A 16,717-nucleotide genomic window follows, 5' to 3' on the forward strand; every position below is an offset into this window, starting at 1 on the left:
CGGCCTCTGTGGAGGCAGTGGAAGCGGGTGAAGCCCTCAAGGTGATCATGGAGTTCTTCACGCTGCACGACCACCGAGGAACTCCACCCGCCGATGGCATCATCTCTGATTCGCGCACTGACCGTGACAACCCCCGGCTCCGACACTCCACCATCACCGGTCACCGATAGTGAACACACCGGGCTCGCCGAAGCCCTGGGCCGGATTCCGGACCCGCGTAACCCGCACGGGACCCGGTATTCCCTGGTGGCGTTGCTGACAGTCGCGGTCTGCGCGGTCCTGGCCGGTGCCACCTCGTTCGCTGCGATCGCCGACTGGCTGTACGACCTCGACGAGCCCGACCAGGTCCGGCTCGGGTTCACCCGGGGCGTGCCGGCCGGCACGACGATGTGGCGGCTGCTGACCCGCCTCGACGCGAGTGTGGTCAGCACTGTTCTGGCCGGCTGGCTGCGGTCGCGGACACCGCCGGCACCCGCCCGGCCACGCCGCTATCGGACCGTGATAGCCGTCGACGGCAAGACCTTGCGGGGCGCCCGCCTGCCCGAGGGCCGCCAGGTGCATCTGCTGTCCGCGCTGGACACCAGCACCGGCATCGTCCTGGCCCAGGTCACCGTCGACACCAAAAGCAACGAAATCCCAGCCTTCACACCCCTGCTCACCGCCGTCGAAAACGTGCTGGGCAGCCTGACCGGGGTCCTGTTCGTCGCCGACGCGATGCATACCCAGACCGATCACGCCGAGCAGATCACCCGCCGCGGAGCACACCTGTTGCTGCAGGCGAAGGGGAACCAGCCCACCCTTCACACCCAGCTCAAGACCCTGCCGTGGGCGCAGATCCCGGTCGGTGACCGCACCCGCGACCGCGGGCACGGCCGTAAGGAGACCCGCACGGTCAAGGCCGTCACCCTGCACACCCCGGGCGGAATCGCCTTCCCGAAAGCCCAGCAGGCCGCCCGGATCACCCGGACCCGCACCATCGACGGCAAGACCAGCCGCGAGACCACCTACCTGATCACCTCCCTGAGCGCCGCCAACGCCCAGCCCACTGACCTGCAAAAATGGGCCAGGGCAGAGTGGTTGATCGAGAACCAGGTCCACAACGTCAGAGACGTCACTTTCCGTGAGGATCTTCACCAAGCCCGGACCGGCACCGGACCCGCCGTCATGGCCACCCTGCGTAACACCGCGATCGGCTGGCACCGCATCAACGGCGCCACCAACATCGCCCGCGCCAACCGACGCGCCGACCGCCGATCACACGACCTCATCACCGCCGTGACCAGCAGTTACCCCAGAACGCAATGACCCTGGGATCAGGTGACATCCTCAACTGCCGCGATCAGCTAACAACAGGCAGTCACGGGAGTTGAGGACTGGCCGACACCTGCTCGTGCCGACGCCCGGGCACCCGATCTTGGCTCGGCTCCTACTCGTAAACGAGCGCCGCTCGGAACACGGCGGCCACCGTCGACCAATCTGGGCTGTCGGGAACCGGCTCCTTCAGAACGTTTGAGAAGAAGACGTCCATGGACTTCGTCCAGCGGCCCGCGGCGTCGATGAAGGCGTCTGTGGATGGGTTCTCGGTCGGAAGATCGCCTTCGCGAAGCCGGGCTGCCAAGCTCACCAAGTAGCGAGCGAGATCCTCGCGACTCTCTACGGCGGCAATCTCAGGATCCTTCCAGTTCACGACGCGCACCTTACTCGAGTGCGTTCTGGCCAGCATCCGGATCTGCCGCGATCGGCTCCCGGAGGTGGACAGACCTGGTGGCCTACAGCGGTGGCAGGTGGTCACCGGGTTGCGGGCTTACACGGTTATCCAGGAAGTAGCAGTATGCCTGCAGGTGGTCCTTCAGGTTACCGTCGAGATAGGCGAGGTAGTCCAGGAGCCCGGTTGCGGCCTCGCGTTCGTCTTCTCGATCAGAATTGCGCCACCGGCGATGCTTCGTCGCGATCCACTCGCGTAGACGTTCACGTTCGTTCCACCATTCGCGAACCAGACTCGACGTCCAACGCTTGTCGCCATCGCACGCCCAACCGGCCCACGGGTCCTCCTGCACAGCGACTACGACAGCCCGGAGTTCCTCGATACTGCGCGGCTGGCGGTAGAGGAACTCCTGCTCGTAGTCGATATCGTCGCCGTAGAGGACATGTCGTGGCGCGTGCAGTCGTCCGACCCAGCAGTTGTCAGTCATGGCGCCGTAGAACGTGCCGGGCGCGTTGCGCCAGTTGCGCTCCTGCCACTTGCCCTGAAAGGTTGCTGCGCGGTCCTGCCAGAGTCCATCTTTCGGCTGAGACGCGAATATCTCCCCTAGATGCAGCATCGGATCCCAGTACAGCGGCTCGTTCACGAACGCATCGTAGAAGGTGCTCAGCCTGGCCCCGCATGACGCACAGTCAGACGACCTCATTTGCCGCTTTCCACGTGTCGTTGGCGGACAGCGAACAGGTCTCGGGCCGCTTCTCTCCGATTACTACGAGTCTGGGCGGAAACGAGTCTGCGGTGAGGCTGCACGGAGTGCAGGCAGCTCGGCGACCTGCGCCGCCTCGGCAAGACCTGCGTCGACGGCCAGTAGGGAAAGCAGGCGCACCGGATGTCCGGTTTCTGCTGCGGCTTGCATCTTGTGGTGTCCGTCGAGCAGGAAATGAGTGAGCGCCCAGTGCGTGTAGCAGTCGGGTCCTTGTTCGTCGGCGGGTGCGCAGACGTCGAGGATCGAGACCGCGACTGCCGTCGGCGTCGTTCCGCTGGCCAGTTCGGCGGCGTAGGCGATGACTCGGGGGCGTTCGTTCCACGACGGCGGAACCATGGGGACCACGAACTCATACAGGTGCGCGTCGGCGTCGACTGCGGCCTCATAGGTGCGGTAGTACGAGGTACGCGGATAGACCGGCAGTCCCCAGAACGATTCGAGTCCCCACGTCGCGACCTGCTCCTCGGCGAAGTAGTCGCCGGCCTCGGCCGGGTTGATGAGGCGGGGCTCTACCTGAAGTAGTAGCGGCTGGTACCGGCCCTCCGGCAGCAGGCTCGCGAACTGGGCAATTGTGCCGTCGTCAAGGCCGTCCGTGCCGTCGTCAAGGCCGTCCGTGCCGGCGGGCGAGGCGTCCGTGCCGGCGGGCGAGAACGTCGTCGTCGCGCCTTGCAGACGCTCGAACAGGAACTGGCAGGTGCCACACCAAAAACTCAACTCGAATGCCGGCACGTCATCGACGGTCAACAACCGCCGACCGGCCCAAGCGCCTTCGGGCTTCGTCTGCTCCACGAATCGCAGCCGCGGCTCAGTGGCGTTCCCTACGATCCGCGCTGCCCCCACAGCCAACAGCATGACGTCAGTTTCGCACCAGCTCGTGGGCGAGCAGGTGCATCAACAGGCCGTCGTGCCAGTCGCCGTCGGGCCCGCGCTCGTACCGTCGCATCACTCCCACTCGCCGGAAGCCGACCGTCGCGTAGCAACGGATCGCAGCATCGTTGTCGGCGGCGGGATCGATCACCAGGCGATGGTGACCCCGGTCGTCGATCAGATGCCAGGCGAGGGTACGAACGGCGTCGCTTCCCAGTCCGCGACGGTGAAACACCGGATCGAGGTAGATGTCGATACCGGCGTGCCGGTAGTCCGGGTCGTCCTCCTCGCTCCACTGAATCGCGCCGACGACCCGGTCCTCGAACAGGATCGCCAGCAGATGCATACCTTTATCGGCGAGATCCGCGGAGACGACACCGGCCAGATCATCGCCGCCGCCCCATCGCCGGTACACCTCGGGCGTCGACCGGATCCGCGTCAAACTCGGAACATCGTCCCGAACGGCTGTCCTGAGACGCACCAGCGCGCCCGATAAGGTGACTGTTTCCATTCCAGGAAAATACCCGGCGCGATCCGATCGGTATCGGCACGTGAAAGATGCGGCACGGTCGTAGGCTGGGAATCCTGGAACCCAGGAGGCAGGCATGGGATTGTCGGGCCGGCATTGTCCAGACTGCGGCCGCCACGTCCGCGAGCCGTTCGAGAAGACCGTCACCGGACGAGAGGTTTGCCCGGACTGCGCAAACGCGCTGTTCATGGGCTCCGCCGCGGGTGCGGTCACCGGCGATGTGGGGTCTGGATTCGGAGTGTGGGCGATGCTCATGCGCAAGATCCGGCGATCCGGCTGAGGACGCTGACCGGTTCCCCGGCCGCGCACCATGAACCGGTATCCGGCCGATGAGCGGATCTCGTGCAAGATTCGCCCAGCGGCTAATCGCTTGAAATACCCAAGACCTTCATGAGGTTCAGAAGCGTTTCTTCGACGAAGACGTTCTCGGCAGTGAGTGCCTGCGCAACCACGGTCGCATCGACGACATGGCCGGCTTCACCGGCCCAATCCACAATCCGGGCGACAACCTCCTCCAGAGGCTGCTGAAGCGCTGGCGCACCCAATTCTTCCGCGGTCTGCGGGTGCAAGTAGGTATGCCAGGATCTGCCTCCAGGGCTACCGGCTTCCACATCCGCGAGGTCGCTGTCGAAGACATATGCGCATAGGGCCGGTGCGTGAGTAGCGGCAACCAGCTCCTGCGGCTTGGGTGGGGAGTCGCTGTCGAGCCAGAGGCAGCGCCAGCCGTTGTCGAAGACCTGTTCGTCCAAGATTTCGCTCAGGCCGGCCATCGGCTGTTCGAACCGCGCGACGACGATCGTTCCCGAAAATCCCACGCTGCCTCCTGTCGACCATGTGTAGTCGTAGATCTTTCCACCAGCAAGACTTCACGAAGCCCCCGGCGTCAGGCCGGGCCGTAGACCTCGTCCTCGATCGTCTGCCGGGTCACCGCCTTCGCTGTCTCCCAAGGGGTCTGCCGGACGTTGGCGGCCACCTCGGCCGGGGCGGCGGCCCGCCCGGAGACGATGTCGCCGAGCGCTTCGGCGATCGAGGACCCGGTCGGAGTGACCCAGCGGACGTACGGGTTGTCCATGCTCGCTTTGGCGTATTCGTTCTCCACCGCGACCGGGACCACCCCGCACGCCAGCATCTCGTCGGGCACCAGCGACAGGTTGGTGAACGACATCGCGATCCCGGCCGCACACTCGTTGTAGAGCGCCGCCAGTGCCGCGGGCCGCAGCGTCCCGTGGTTGGTGTGCGGGAACGGCGGTTTGACGGTGGCGTCGCCGAACAGGTGGATCTCCTGGTCCGGGTGCATCCGGTGGAACTCGCGCAGCGCCAGGGCCCCGAGGATGAACCCGCGCCGGGCGTAGTCCCGTTTGGCGTAGAAGACGACGCCGCGCCGCCGTGAAGGACGTGTCAGGTGGTAGACCCCGGTGTCCACACCGAACTCGGCGACCGCCGCCTCCAGCCCGAACCGGTCCCGGAGCAGGTCGCGCAGCATCGGCCCGACCACGATCGGCCGGAACCCGAACCGGTAGGTGTCCTCGGACAGCACGTAATGCGAGCCGGCCGGATAGAACAGCGGCTCGAAGTCCTGGATGAAGTAGAGCCGCCGGGTCGTCAGGCCGGAGTGCGAGGCCAGCACGTGCGCGGTCTCCCAGCCGGACGCCACGTAGGCGTCCAGTGGCCCGAGCCCGTCGGCCACCGACCGTACCTCGGCTTTCATGCCGGGCCAGTTGTCCCGGATGACCTTCTCGTGCCGGGCCAGCTCTCCCCCGTACACGTCATGGGTGTAAAGAACGCACCGGTGACCCGCGGCCTCCAGACCCTCGACCATCCGGAAGAGAGTGGTGTGACCGCCGGAGCCGGGGGCCGGCGGTGTGCAGATCCAGCCGACCGTCAGCGGTGTACCCCGCTCCGGCCGCCGGTCCGGAACCGGCAGGTCGAGCCGCCGGGAGTCGGCGATCAGGTCCAGGTCGAGTTTCGCGTTCAGCTCGGACGCGCCGAGCCGGTCGTAGGCGGCCCGGACGGCCCGCTGAGCGAGACCACGGGCCCCGGAGGCCCGCAGCACACGCAGAGCCTCCCGGGAGCGGGACGGCAGACTGCTCATATCGACAGGATCCCCAGTCGGCGGGCGAGGCGGAGGGCCCGGTCGAAGACGAACAGGCCGGCGATGAACGAGATGACGCAGAAGACGGCCAGGATGCCGATCGACAACGACGGGTCCATGTGACCGCTGGACGCCGAGCCCATCAGCAGCTGCCGTTCGGCGTCGATCACGTAGGTGTGCGGGACCAGGTAGCTGGCCCAGCGGATCCACGACGGCAGCACGTCGATCGGGAAGAGCGCGCCGCCGAGCACCGACGCGGCCAGGCTGTAGAGCGCGACCACCGGCTCGCCCCGTTTGAACAGCAGGATGAACGCGGCAGCGAACGAGCCGAGCGCGTTGCAGGCCGCCACCCCGAGGAAGAGCACCAGCAGCGCCAGCGGGATCGCGGTGACCTCGATGGATCCGCCGAGCAGCAGTCCGACGCCGACCATCACGCAGGCGAGGATGGCTCCGGTGAAGCTGCGCCAGATGTTCATCGCAACCGGGATCAGGGCCCACGGCACCGGCTCGACCAGGTAGGTCTCCAGCGTGCCGCGTTCCATCGCGAAGCTGAGCCGGCTGGTCAGGCCGGTGAGCGCGTCCTGCAGACCGGCGATGACGGCCGTACCGATCAGCATGGTCATGAAGAGGTCTTCGCTGATCGACAGGAACGTGCTCTGGAAGTAGTACAGCAGCACCGGGAAGACCACTGCCAGGTAGCGCAGGATCGTCGAGGCCGGGAACATCCGCTCCTCGACCAGGTCGATCCGGATGTAGCCCTCGAACGTGTCGAGGACTTTGCGGGCGCGGCTGCGCCGGTGCACCGACGACGGGTAGGACAGGCTCATCAGGCCTCGCCTCGCTCGTAGACCTGGGCGATCAGGTCGCGCAGCGGCATCGGGGTCTCCCGGACGTGACGGATGTCGGAGGTGAGCGGGCCGAGCCGGGACAGTACGGCGCCGACCGGCTCGTTCGGGTTCGGGCGGCAGCGCACGCTGGTTTCCTCGACTACCGCGTGCAGGCCCTGGGCGATCAGGTTCTCGGCCAGGGCGTGCGCGGTCGCCGGGTCGGCGAGGACGAACTCGATCTCCGGCCGTTCCCATTCCCGGCGCAGACTGTCCAGGTCGCCGGAGTACTTGACCCGGCCCCGGTCCATCAGCAGCGCCTGCGACTGCAGGGCCTCGATCTCCTCCAGGCGGTGCGAGGAGATCAGCACGGCGAGTTGTTCCTGCTTGACCAGGTCCATGATCAGGGTGAGCAGGCCGTGCGCGGCGATCGGGTCGACGGCGCCGGTCGGCTCGTCCAGGATCAGCGCGCGCGGGCCGGGCAGCAGGGCGCGGGCCAGCCGGAGCCGGGCCCGCATACCGGCCGACAGCCCGGCGACCACCGATTCGGTCTGGGCGGTCAGGTTGACCGTCTCCAGGACGTACCCGATCCGATCCGTCAGTTCCCGCCTCGGCATGCCCTGCAGCCTGCCGTGCAGTTGCAGGTTCTCCTTCGAGGTGGCCCGCATCAGCAGGCTGCGATCCTCCGACGGCATCCAGCCGACGATCTGGCGCACCTGTTCGGAGTCGCGCCCGGCGTCGAAACCGTGCACGGTGGCGGTGCCGCCGGTGGCGGTGGTCAGCCCGACCAGGATGCGGAACATGCTGGTCTTGCCGGCGCCGTTGGGGCCGACGATCGCGCAGATCTCCCCGGACCGGACGGTCAGGTCGACGCCGTCGAGGGCTTTGACCGGCTTGGTCATGTGGGAACGGGCGAACACCCGCATCCAGCGCGGGGTGGGCTCGTAGAGCTTGGTCAGCCCTTGGAGACGGATGACTTCGTCGGTCACAGCGCCGCACCCACTGCCGGAGAGATGCCGGTCTGACGCCACCGGCGCCAGCCGACGTGCTCGACGACGCGGTCCCGGAAGGCGTTCACCGGGGCGGTGAGCACCCGGCCGCCGCTGCTCAACCGCTGGTAGCGCTGGCTCAGTTTGCTCTCCTTGGACGCGGGCCAGATCTGGTACGCGAGTTCCGCGAGCTGGTCCAACTGGTCGGCCTGGTCGCCGATGGGGGTGCCGTGGTCGTAGGGCCGGCAGGCGAGCAGCAGCGCCTCCCGGGCCAGTGCCTTCAGCGACGGCGCCCGGGTGAACGGCAACCGGTCGCCGTCGTCGTCGAACAGGATCTGCAGCGTCAGGTGCCGCTGCTGGATGTCCAGGACCGCGCCGGCGTACTGCTCGACGTGCATGTTCGCGCCGTGGATCCGGTAGAACGCCTGGTCCACGCCGTTGACCCGGCCGATCCCGGCTCGGGTGCCGGCTCGCAGCCAGAGCAGGAAGTCGGCGGCGTGCGGCAGGCGGGCGTCGTAGCCGGCCAGCTCCCGCATCACCGACGTGCGCATCAGCACCTCGGGGGTGTAGATCGGGTTGCTGACCCGGCGGCTCACCTCGGCCACCCACTCCGGCCCGTCCCAGACGGTCCACGAGCTGACCGTGGAGCGGGCCGGTGGCGGGTGTTCGGTGGTGAACCGTCGGGAGAAGCCGTAGACCATCCCGACCTCGGGATGGGCCTGCAGCAGGGCCGCCGAGCGGGTGAGGGCGCCGGGGGCGAGCAGGTCGTCCGCTGACAGCAGCATGACGTACTCGCCCTCGGCGGCGGCCAGTCCCTCGTTGTAGGTGGCGATGTGCCGCTTGTTGGTCTCGTGGGCGATCACCCGGACCCGGGGGTCACGGGCGGCGATCCGGTGGGCGACAGCGGCGCTACCGTCCGGGGACGCGTCGTCGACGATGATCACGTCGACGTCCAGGCCGTCCGAGTCGATGAAACTCTCCAGGCACGGGGCCAGGAAATGGCCGTAGTTGTAGCAGGGGACGACAACCGTGACCCTGGGCCGGCTCTTCAGGGGAACCGGCCGCACTTTCCTGGCCACTACGAATCCTCTCTAGGAAGCGGGAATCTAGGAAGCGGGGAAGAAGTAGACGTCGGCCCAGAAGTTGTGGTTCGAGGCCCCTTCGGGGAAGGACGAGGGGCCGTACGCGTACCGCCCGCCCTGTGCCTCGACCGTCAACGGCCCGTTGCTGACCGCCGACGTGAACCCGCCGAGATCGGCCGCGTAGTGGCCCTGGGTGGTGTGGTACGACGCCACATAGCTGGTGTTCGCGGTGATCGGCACCGGCTCGTCGAAGATCAGGGTCTGCCAGCCGGTCGCGGTCTCGTGCTGGAAGGTGCCCTGCGCGAGTTCCGTCCCGCCGGCCGACCACAGTGTGCCGGTGTGTGCCCCGCCGTTGCCCTCGCCCTTGTAGAAGCGCAGGCCACGGACGGTTCCGGCGACACTCGACGAGAACCGGGCGCCCACCTCGATCGCCGAGCCGTCATTGAACGCCGGAACCACCGGGGTGGTGCTGCCGAGCAGGGTGGACGCCCCGGCCGGCGGATCCGGCTGGGTGGGCAGCGGCGGGGCCGGTTCGTCGGTGACGAACAGCGGGTCGACCCAGTAGTTGGTGGAGTTCCAGTCGGCGGTCGGGAAGTCGTCGGCACCGTACTTGTAGAGGCCGTTGGCTCCGGCCGGCGCGGTCAGATAGCGATCACTGGTGGTGTAGGCCTCGTTGAAGAAGCCCGGGTTGTACGAGTAGTTGCCGTTCGAGGCCCAGTAGGAGGCCACGTAGGTCTGCCCGGCCGTCACCGGGACCGGCTCGGCGAAGAACACCTTCTGCCAGCCGGAGCCGGTTCCGGCGCCGAACGTGGCCTTGGCCAGTTCCTCACCGTTCGCCTTGTAGAGGGTGCCGATGTGCGCCCCGGTGTTGCCGGGCCCCTGGTAGTAGCGGACCCCGATGACCTCGCCGTCGACCGCCGGGCTGAATTTGACACCCAGGTTGACTTCGGAGCCGTCGCCGGAGGACGCGTTCTGTGGCAGGGCGTTCAACGGCATCAAGGTCTTCACGTCGTCGTACGCCGTGGTGGTGAAAGTCCACGAGTACGGCTCGGACATCGGCCGGCCCTGCGTGTCCTGTGCGGTGACGGTGGCGGTGTAGGCCACTCCGGCGGTCAGGTTCGCCGTCGGGTTGAACGTCACCGTGCGGGTGCCGCCGTCGTACGAGGTGGTCCCCGCGACCGTGGTGTTCCCCGGCCCGGTGAGGGTGACCGCCGCGGTGGAGCCGTTCAGCGGTTTGCTGAACAGCGCCGACAGGTTGGCGTCCAGGTCGAGGCCGCGTTCAGTGTCCTCCGGGGTGGTGACGAGCACGCTCGGCGGTGCCGTGTCCCCGTCCACGAACAGTACGTCCACGTAGTAGTTCGCGCTGGTCCGGGAGTTCTCCACCGGGAACCCGTTGCCGGTCCGGAAGACGCCGTTGCCGGTGGTGCTGGTGCCGCGCGGTGCCACCAGCGGGTACCGGGTCCACGGCAGCGAGCTGAAGAACCGCTCGTCGGCGGCGTACCGGCCGTTCGGGGCGTAGTACGACGCCGTGTACGTGGTGTTCGCGGTGACCTGCAGCGGGCTGGAGAACTTGAGTGTCTGCCAGCCGGACGCCGACTCGTCGGTGAAGGTTCCGCCGCGCAGTTGTTCGCCGGTCGACGACCAGATCGCCCCGCGGTGGGTGCCGGTGTTGCCGGGGCCCTTGTAGAACCGGACTCCGGTGATGTTGCCGGCGGTCTGCGGGGTGAACCGCACGCCGAGGGTGACGGCACTGCCGTCGTCGGCGGCCGCGACCTCGGGCACCCGTTTGCCGAACAGGGTGCTCGTACCGGTCAGGTCCAGGGTGAGGCTGGCCGGGCTGGTCTCGATGTTGCCGCTGTCGTCGACCGCGCGGGCCTTGAGGACCTGGGCGGCGGCACCGTGGCTGTACGTGCTGTACGTCCACGTCGAGGTGCCGTCGGCCGGGTGCCAGGTGTCCCCGCCGTCTTCGGAGACCTCGACCGCCGCGACCTGGCCGCCGCCGGAGTCGACGGCGGTACCGGTGACGGTCACCGTGGTCCCGTTGACCTCCTTGGTACCGGCGGCCGGTGAGGTGATCGTGGTGTCCGGGGCGACCACATCACCGGAGGCCGGGCTCGCGACCAGCCCGGTCATCAGGGTGGTCGGCGGGGCGCCCATGTCGGCGAGCAGGTTCACGGTGGCCTGCTGGATGTTGCGGTCGGCCGGCGCGTTCTGCTCGGTGTCCTCGGAGTCGTGGCTCTGGTCCAGGCCCCACGCCCACTGGATGGTGCCGGCGCCGAAGACCAGGGCACCGCTGGGTGCCTTGTAGAGCGTCATGTGGTGGGTGGTGGTGCCCGGTGCCACCTGCAGACCGAAGTCCTGCAGGTATTCCGGCGAGGGGCCGGTGGTGGTGGAGAGCCGGATCAGGCCGGCCGGGCGGAACCCGTTGTCCAGGTCCTCGTCCGACTCGTAACCGACGGTGTGCGGGGCGAGGGTGACCACCCCGTTGGGGTTGCTCTGGCCGTACGCGTCGGTGTTGCGCCAGAACCGGTTGTTTCCCTGCGCGGCCGGGACCTTCATGGCCAGGTCGGTGTTGTTCGACATGTAGGCCGTACCGGTCAGCGCGTTCTCCGGCTTGTTGCCGTTGGAGGGTGGGCTGAACTGCGGGTCACGCCAGGTGCCGGTCCACTCCGCCGACGGGTCGATCTTGGCACCGGCCCAGGTCTCCTTGTAACAGACCAGCGTCCGGTACGGCGAGTTCGTACCGTCCACGCTGCTCTCCCAGCGGGTCTTCCAGTAGACCTCGTTGCCGCTGAAGAAGGCGAGGTTGACACCGGCGTCGCGGGCCGCCTCGACGTGCGCGCGCTGCGGTCCGGACCAGTACTCGTCGTGGCCGACCGACAGGAACGTCTGATGGTTGCGGATCAGCTGGCCACGGCGGTCGGCGTCGACGTCGGTGGTGTAGCTGACGTCGTACCCGTTGCGTTCCAGGAACTTGATCATCGGGAACTCGTTGCTGAACACGAAGTCCCGGCCGGAGCCGACGTTCCGGGTCTCCCACGGACGGTTGTAACTGACCTTGAGCGCGCGCCCCATCGGGCCGCCCCAGTAGAAGTTCGACCCGCCGAACGTGTTGTACGCCTGCCAGGTCGCGTCGGAGGTCTTGAAGTAGAGCTTGGACGTGCTGGCGTCGTTGCGGACCACGAACGGGATCTGGCTCGCGCCCTGATCGCCGTCGCGGGTCAGCCGGGCCGTGAAGACGCCGGAGACGGTGTCGGACGGCACCGCCCAGCTCGCGGTGACCGTCCACTGGCCGCAGTCGTAGATCTCGGTCGTCGGGTCGGTGACACACGCACCCTGCAGGTTCGTGGGCAGGTTCTCGATGCTCTTGTAGAGCCGGGCGCCGGAGCCGCCGTAGTAGCCCAGCCGGTAGATGTCGATCCGGTAGGTGCCCTCGGAGCGGACCTTGAAGTTGACGGTCTGCCCGACGTTGACACTGATGTCGGTGGTGAAGCCCTGAATCGACGGGTCTCCGGCGCCCCAGATGTTGTCCCAGACGGCGGGATCGACACCGGTCTTGGTGTTCTCGCAGGCGATCGCGTTCACCGGTGCCGCGCAAGGATCGGCGGCGTAAACCGGTGAGATGTGGAAACTGGACGTGATTACCACAAGCAACGCGGCGATCGCCGCCAATGTCGGTCGGCGCCACGGACGAGTGGCGACGGCCCGGAAAATACTCAACGCGATTGCTCCCCAAATCGCACGAGACCGCGACGCAACGGTAGCGTCTCACTCGTGAATATGAGCGCGACGTTATCCTCCGCGCGAAAGTCCACACAAGACACGGAGAACCGGTTCCGGCAACCGGTCAGCGACCGGCGTTCATCCGTTCGGACAGCCTCTACTCAGACGATCTTTTCGTCGATCAGCGCCGCCAGGGTGCCGAGCGTGTCGAAGACCTCCGCGGTCACCTCGTCGTCGTCGATGCTCACGCCGAAACGCTCCTCCAGCGCGGCGATCAACTCCAGTACCGCCATCGAGTCGAGCTCGGGCAGATTTCCCAGCAACTGGGTGTCGGCGCCGATCGTCGCCGCCCGGTCCTCGATAGCCAGAACGGACACCAGAACCGCCTTGACGTCGTCGATGGTCGTACCGGTCAGGGCCATGGATTTACCTCCGGTGGAAAGGTTCACAGCAGCACCTCGGCGGGCGCCGGGTGGCTCAGGAAAGCGGTGGGGCTGGCGGTCAGACCGTAGGCGCCGGCCTGATGAAGCACGATCAGATCTCCGACAGCGGCCGGCGGCAGGGTCACGTCGTTGCCCAGCAGGTCGAGCGGCGTGCACAGGCAGCCGACCACGGTGACCTGCTCGGACGGCTCTTCGGCGACCCGGTTCCCGACAGCGATCGGATAGTTGCGGCGGATCACCTGGCCGAAGTTGCCGGACGCGGCCAGTTGGTGGTGCAGTCCCCCGTCGACGACCAGGAACGTCTTGCCGCGCGACACCTTGCGGTCGACGACCCGGGTCACGTAGACACCTGCCTCACCGACCAGGAACCGGCCCAGCTCGATCACCACCCGGGCGTCGGGCAGGCGCGGGCGGACCTCGTCGCGCAGCAGCGTCTCCAGGTTGCCGCCGATGGCGGCCAGATCCAACGGCCGATCCTTCCCGGTGTACGGGATACCGAAGCCGCCGCCCAGGTTGAGATACCGCACCGGTGCGGGGGCGTCACCGGCCAGCCGCAGCAGCAACTCGACGGTCCGGCGCTGGGCCTCGGCGATGATCTCGGCGTTCAGGTTCTGCGACCCGGCGAAACAGTGGAACCCGAGCACCTCCAGATCGGTCCCGGCCAGTTCCTTGAGCAGCGCTGGAACCCGTTCGGCGTCGATCCCGAACTGCTGCGGCCCACCACCCATCCGCATGCCCGATCCCTTGACCGAGAAGTCCGGGTTGACCCGTACCGCGACCCGCGGCCGGACCCCCAGCGCCGAACCGACACGTGCGATCCGGGCGGCCTCGGTCTCCGACTCCACCTCGATCGTCACACCGGCCGCGACCGCCTGCCGCAGTTCCGGGTCCCGTTTGCCGGGCCCGGCGAAACTCACCCGGTCCGGCGGTTTCACGGTGTCCAGCGCGGTCCGCATCTCCAGCGCCGACGCCACGTCCAGCGAGTCGACAAGGGTGCTCAGGTGCTGCACCACGGCCGGCATCGGGTTCGCCTTGATCGCATAGCTGAGCTGCAGATCCGCCGGCAGGTGCTCACGCAGCAGCGCGACCCGTTCGGTGAGCAGCCGCCGGTCGTACGCGAAGAAGGGTGTGCTCCCGACCCGTTCGGCCAGCCGCTCCACCGGCACCCCACCGACCGCCAACTGCCCGTCGACCTGTTCGAACTCGGTCATGCCGTCACCTCCGCTTCGCTCCGGCGCCGCCATGACTCAAATACTGAGCTCGATGATTCGCTCGCAAGCTCGCTCATGCCGTCACCTCCGCGCGCAGCAGGTTGCGGTCGAACTTGCCGTTCGGGGAACGCGGCAGCTCCGGCCGCACCTGGACGTCCTTGGGCAGCATGTAGAGCGGCAGATCCTTCTTCAGGGCCGCTTTCAGCGCGTCCACGTCCAGTTCGTCGCCGGCCGGGCTGACGATCAGCACGATCCGGTGGCCGAGCTTCGGATCCGGCAGACCGAGCGCGACGGCGTCCCGGACCAGGCCGGTGCCGTAGACGACCTCCTCGATCTCGGTCGGGCTGACCCGGTACCCGGACGTCTTGATCATGTCGTCGGTGCGGCCCACGAAGTAGAGGAAACCCTGTTCGTCGCGGACCACCGAGTCACCGGACCAGACCGCCGGCTCCGGCAGCAGCGCGCCCTCGGTGCCGGGCAGTGGCCGGAACCGTTCGGCGGTGCGCTGCGGGTCGTTCCAGTAACCCAGGGCCACCAGGGCGCCCCGGTGCACCAGCTCGCCCTCCTCCCCCGGATCACAGACGCTGCCGTCCGGGCGGACCACCAGGATCTCCGCGTTCGGAATCGCCTTGCCGATCGAGTCGGGCCGCCGGTCCACCTGCGCCGGATCGAGGTAGGTGGACCGGAACGCCTCAGTCAACCCGTACATCAGAAACGGTCTGGCCTCGGGGAACAGCGACCGCAACCGGTCCAGCGTGGTTTTCGGCATCCGCCCGCCGGTGTTGGCGAACAGGCGCAACCCGCGGCCGGTCTGTTCCGGCCAGGTCTGCTCGGCCAATTGGATCCAGAGCGGCGGTACGCACGTCAGAGCGGTCACGCCGTGCCGGGTGCAGAGTTTCACCACGTCCCGCGGCAGCAGATAGTTGACCAGGACCACGTGCGCGCGGACCGCGAACGACGTGGTGAGCTGGCTGAACCCGGCGTCGAAGCTGAGCGGCAGCGCGGCAAGCACCACGTCGTCCCCGGTCAGTTCCAGGTAGGTGCTGACGCTCTCCGCCCCGGCCAGCAGGTTGCGGTGCGAGAGCACGACACCCTTGGGCCGGCCGGTGCTGCCGGAGGTGTAGAGGATCGCCGCCACTTCCACGTCGACGCCGGTGACCGGCTCCTCCTCGCCGGTCAGCGCGTCCCACTCCGGCGAGCCCACCACGATCACCTGCCGCAGCGACTTGACCTGCTCCAGTTCGTCCCCCAGCGCCTCAAGGCGGTCGGGTGTGGTGATCAGGACCCGCACGTCGCAGTCGGCGAGGATGTACGCCACCTGTTTGGCCCGCAGCACCGGGTTGACCGGTACGAACGCTCCCCCCGCGTACGAGGTGGCGAAGATCGCGGTGACCGTCTCGATCCGTTTGTCGAGGTAGACGGCGACCCGGTCGCCCTTGTCGATCAGCCGCCGCAGCCCGGCGCCCTTGGCCCGGACCTCCCGCCACAGGGTGGCGTAGGAGACGGTCTCGTCGCGGTAGGTCAATGCCGGTGAGTCGGCTGCCCCGGCCAGCAGGTCGTGCAGTCGGATACGCATTCGTCTTCCGATCGTCGTGGTGGTCACCAGCTCAGGCAGGTCAGTTCGCTGTAGAGGTAGTCGACGTCGCGTTCGGCCAGGTCACCGCGGTACATCTTGCGGCGGGTGTCCGGCAGCATCCGGGACAGCCGGGGCCGGTGACCGGCCACCCGGATCTCGGCCAGCAACGCCGGGATCCCGTGCCGCAACAGCAGGTGGCTCTGGAACCGGCGGCGCAGCACCCGGAACAGGCCGGGGTCGCTGACGTGCAGCAGCGACGCGAACAGCGGCAGGCCCTTGCGGCGGTCGGTCCGGTAGATGACGTGGCAGTACCGGCCGCGGTGAGTCAGCATCACCTGCCGGGCCGCTGCGGCGGTCGCGTGATCCCGGTAGATCTGCAGGTCGGCGCCGCGCAGTGTGCTCTCCAAGGCGGCCGGATCGGTGCTCAGCCGCCCCGGCGCCGACGGCCACGGCAGGTTCGGCGCCAGAGCGGTGGCGGTGTCCACGAAACGGAATCCCAGACGGGTGTTCATAGGAACCACGGTGCCGCTCGGCGAGAGATCGGTGAAGACGTGTCCCTCCTGAGAGAGAAGCGCCTTCAGCAACTTCAGACTGTGGAACCGGTGCTGAGGCAGCACACACCACGCGCCCAGATTGCAGATCCGCCGGCCGTCGCGCTCCGAGTAGAACGCCAGATACACCCCGGCGATCTCGTCCTGCTCGTCCCGCAGCAGGAAGCCGTGATTGGGGGCCTCCACCTTCCACGGGACCTGGATCGCCCGCTCCCACGAGTCCGCGCTGACCCGCGCGTTCAGGTGCTCGTACAGGAAACGTGCCACCGCCGGGACGTCAGCTGTCGTGATGGGCGCCGTCTGCGGAGCCATCGTCACCCTTTCCCTGTGCACATCGGACGGTCCACGGTGTCACAGACTCC

At 67.7% G+C, this 16,717-nt stretch carries 15 protein-coding genes; 1 reads left to right on the top strand and 14 read right to left on the bottom strand.

From position 1 onward, the window contains the following. Window positions 1-93: 93 nt before the first annotated feature. A complete protein-coding gene (locus tag BLU81_RS22105) occupies window positions 94-1,305 on the top strand; it encodes an ISAs1 family transposase (RefSeq protein WP_231953782.1) in 1,212 nt (403 codons plus the stop codon). A 121-nt stretch (window positions 1,306-1,426) separates the two neighbouring features. On the opposite strand, the gene BLU81_RS22110 is transcribed toward BLU81_RS22105, so the two are convergent. The 14 genes from BLU81_RS22110 to BLU81_RS22180 form a co-directional block, all read right to left on the bottom strand. Then, window positions 1,427-1,687 carry a DUF7660 family protein gene (locus tag BLU81_RS22110; RefSeq protein WP_092557463.1) on the bottom strand — a complete coding sequence of 87 codons (261 nt, stop codon included), beginning with the start codon at window positions 1,685-1,687 and terminating at the stop codon, window positions 1,427-1,429. A gap of 82 nt (window positions 1,688-1,769) precedes the next feature. Further along, entirely contained in the window at window positions 1,770-2,348 is a 579-nt protein-coding gene (locus BLU81_RS22115) for a hypothetical protein (RefSeq protein WP_197686346.1), read from the bottom strand. A gap of 123 nt (window positions 2,349-2,471) precedes the next feature. Further along, a complete protein-coding gene (locus BLU81_RS22120; protein WP_092546414.1) occupies window positions 2,472-3,320 on the bottom strand; it encodes a hypothetical protein in 849 nt (282 codons plus the stop codon). Between the two features lie 4 nt (window positions 3,321-3,324). Then, a complete protein-coding gene (locus tag BLU81_RS22125; RefSeq protein ID WP_092546415.1) occupies window positions 3,325-3,846 on the bottom strand; it encodes a GNAT family N-acetyltransferase in 522 nt (173 codons plus the stop codon). A 380-nt stretch (window positions 3,847-4,226) separates the two neighbouring features. Next, window positions 4,227-4,679 carry a hypothetical protein gene (locus tag BLU81_RS22135; RefSeq protein WP_092546417.1) on the bottom strand — a complete coding sequence of 151 codons (453 nt, stop codon included), beginning with the start codon at window positions 4,677-4,679 and terminating at the stop codon, window positions 4,227-4,229. Window positions 4,680-4,747: 68 nt separating this feature from the next. Continuing rightward, window positions 4,748-5,956 carry a rhamnosyltransferase WsaF family glycosyltransferase gene (locus BLU81_RS22140; protein ID WP_092546418.1) on the bottom strand — a complete coding sequence of 403 codons (1,209 nt, stop codon included), beginning with the start codon at window positions 5,954-5,956 and terminating at the stop codon, window positions 4,748-4,750. After that, entirely contained in the window at window positions 5,953-6,783 is an 831-nt protein-coding gene (locus tag BLU81_RS22145; RefSeq protein ID WP_157751731.1) for an ABC transporter permease, read from the bottom strand. Before BLU81_RS22145 ends, BLU81_RS22140 begins: the two co-directional genes overlap by 4 nt. Beyond that, window positions 6,783-7,769 (bottom strand): ABC transporter ATP-binding protein, encoded by a 987-nt coding sequence (locus tag BLU81_RS22150; protein ID WP_092546420.1) that lies wholly within the window; start codon window positions 7,767-7,769, stop codon window positions 6,783-6,785. The genes BLU81_RS22145 and BLU81_RS22150 overlap by 1 nt, the downstream gene beginning before the upstream one ends. Next, a complete protein-coding gene (locus BLU81_RS22155; RefSeq protein ID WP_092546421.1) occupies window positions 7,766-8,848 on the bottom strand; it encodes a glycosyltransferase family 2 protein in 1,083 nt (360 codons plus the stop codon). The genes BLU81_RS22150 and BLU81_RS22155 overlap by 4 nt, the downstream gene beginning before the upstream one ends. Window positions 8,849-8,875: 27 nt before the next feature. Next, complete coding sequence (locus BLU81_RS22160) at window positions 8,876-12,436, bottom strand: DUF4082 domain-containing protein (RefSeq protein ID WP_092546422.1); 3,561 nt, start codon at window positions 12,434-12,436, stop codon at window positions 8,876-8,878. Window positions 12,437-12,735: 299 nt separating this feature from the next. Then, window positions 12,736-13,023 (bottom strand): acyl carrier protein, encoded by a 288-nt coding sequence (locus BLU81_RS22165; protein WP_197686347.1) that lies wholly within the window; start codon window positions 13,021-13,023, stop codon window positions 12,736-12,738. Beyond that, window positions 13,020-14,228, bottom strand: a complete 1,209-nt coding sequence (locus BLU81_RS22170; RefSeq protein WP_092557467.1) for a pyridoxal-dependent decarboxylase, exosortase A system-associated — start codon at window positions 14,226-14,228, stop codon at window positions 13,020-13,022. Before BLU81_RS22170 ends, BLU81_RS22165 begins: the two co-directional genes overlap by 4 nt. A 73-nt stretch (window positions 14,229-14,301) precedes the next feature. Then, window positions 14,302-15,804 (bottom strand): acyl-CoA ligase (AMP-forming), exosortase A system-associated, encoded by a 1,503-nt coding sequence (locus BLU81_RS22175; protein ID WP_092546424.1) that lies wholly within the window; start codon window positions 15,802-15,804, stop codon window positions 14,302-14,304. A 23-nt stretch (window positions 15,805-15,827) separates the two neighbouring features. Beyond that, a complete protein-coding gene (locus tag BLU81_RS22180) occupies window positions 15,828-16,622 on the bottom strand; it encodes a hypothetical protein (protein WP_197686348.1) in 795 nt (264 codons plus the stop codon). Between the last annotated feature and the right edge of the window lie 95 nt (window positions 16,623-16,717).

It is taken from the genome of Actinoplanes derwentensis, assembly GCF_900104725.1.
Taxonomy (GTDB): Bacteria; Actinomycetota; Actinomycetes; order Mycobacteriales; family Micromonosporaceae; genus Actinoplanes; species Actinoplanes derwentensis.

Excerpts from the sequence above, each read along its gene's own strand:
- BLU81_RS22125 (WP_092546415.1), bottom strand. The coding sequence starts at position 3,846 with ATGGAAACAGTCACCTTATCGGGCGCGCTGGTGCGTCTCAGGACAGCC.
- BLU81_RS22105 (WP_231953782.1), top strand. The coding sequence starts at position 94 with ATGGCATCATCTCTGATTCGCGCACTGACCGTGACAACCCCCGGCTCC.
- BLU81_RS22145 (WP_157751731.1), bottom strand. The coding sequence starts at position 6,783 with ATGAGCCTGTCCTACCCGTCGTCGGTGCACCGGCGCAGCCGCGCCCGC.
- BLU81_RS22175 (WP_092546424.1), bottom strand. The coding sequence starts at position 15,804 with ATGCGTATCCGACTGCACGACCTGCTGGCCGGGGCAGCCGACTCACCG.
- BLU81_RS22120 (WP_092546414.1), bottom strand. The coding sequence starts at position 3,320 with ATGCTGTTGGCTGTGGGGGCAGCGCGGATCGTAGGGAACGCCACTGAG.
- BLU81_RS22140 (WP_092546418.1), bottom strand. The coding sequence starts at position 5,956 with ATGAGCAGTCTGCCGTCCCGCTCCCGGGAGGCTCTGCGTGTGCTGCGG.
- BLU81_RS22170 (WP_092557467.1), bottom strand. The coding sequence starts at position 14,228 with ATGACCGAGTTCGAACAGGTCGACGGGCAGTTGGCGGTCGGTGGGGTG.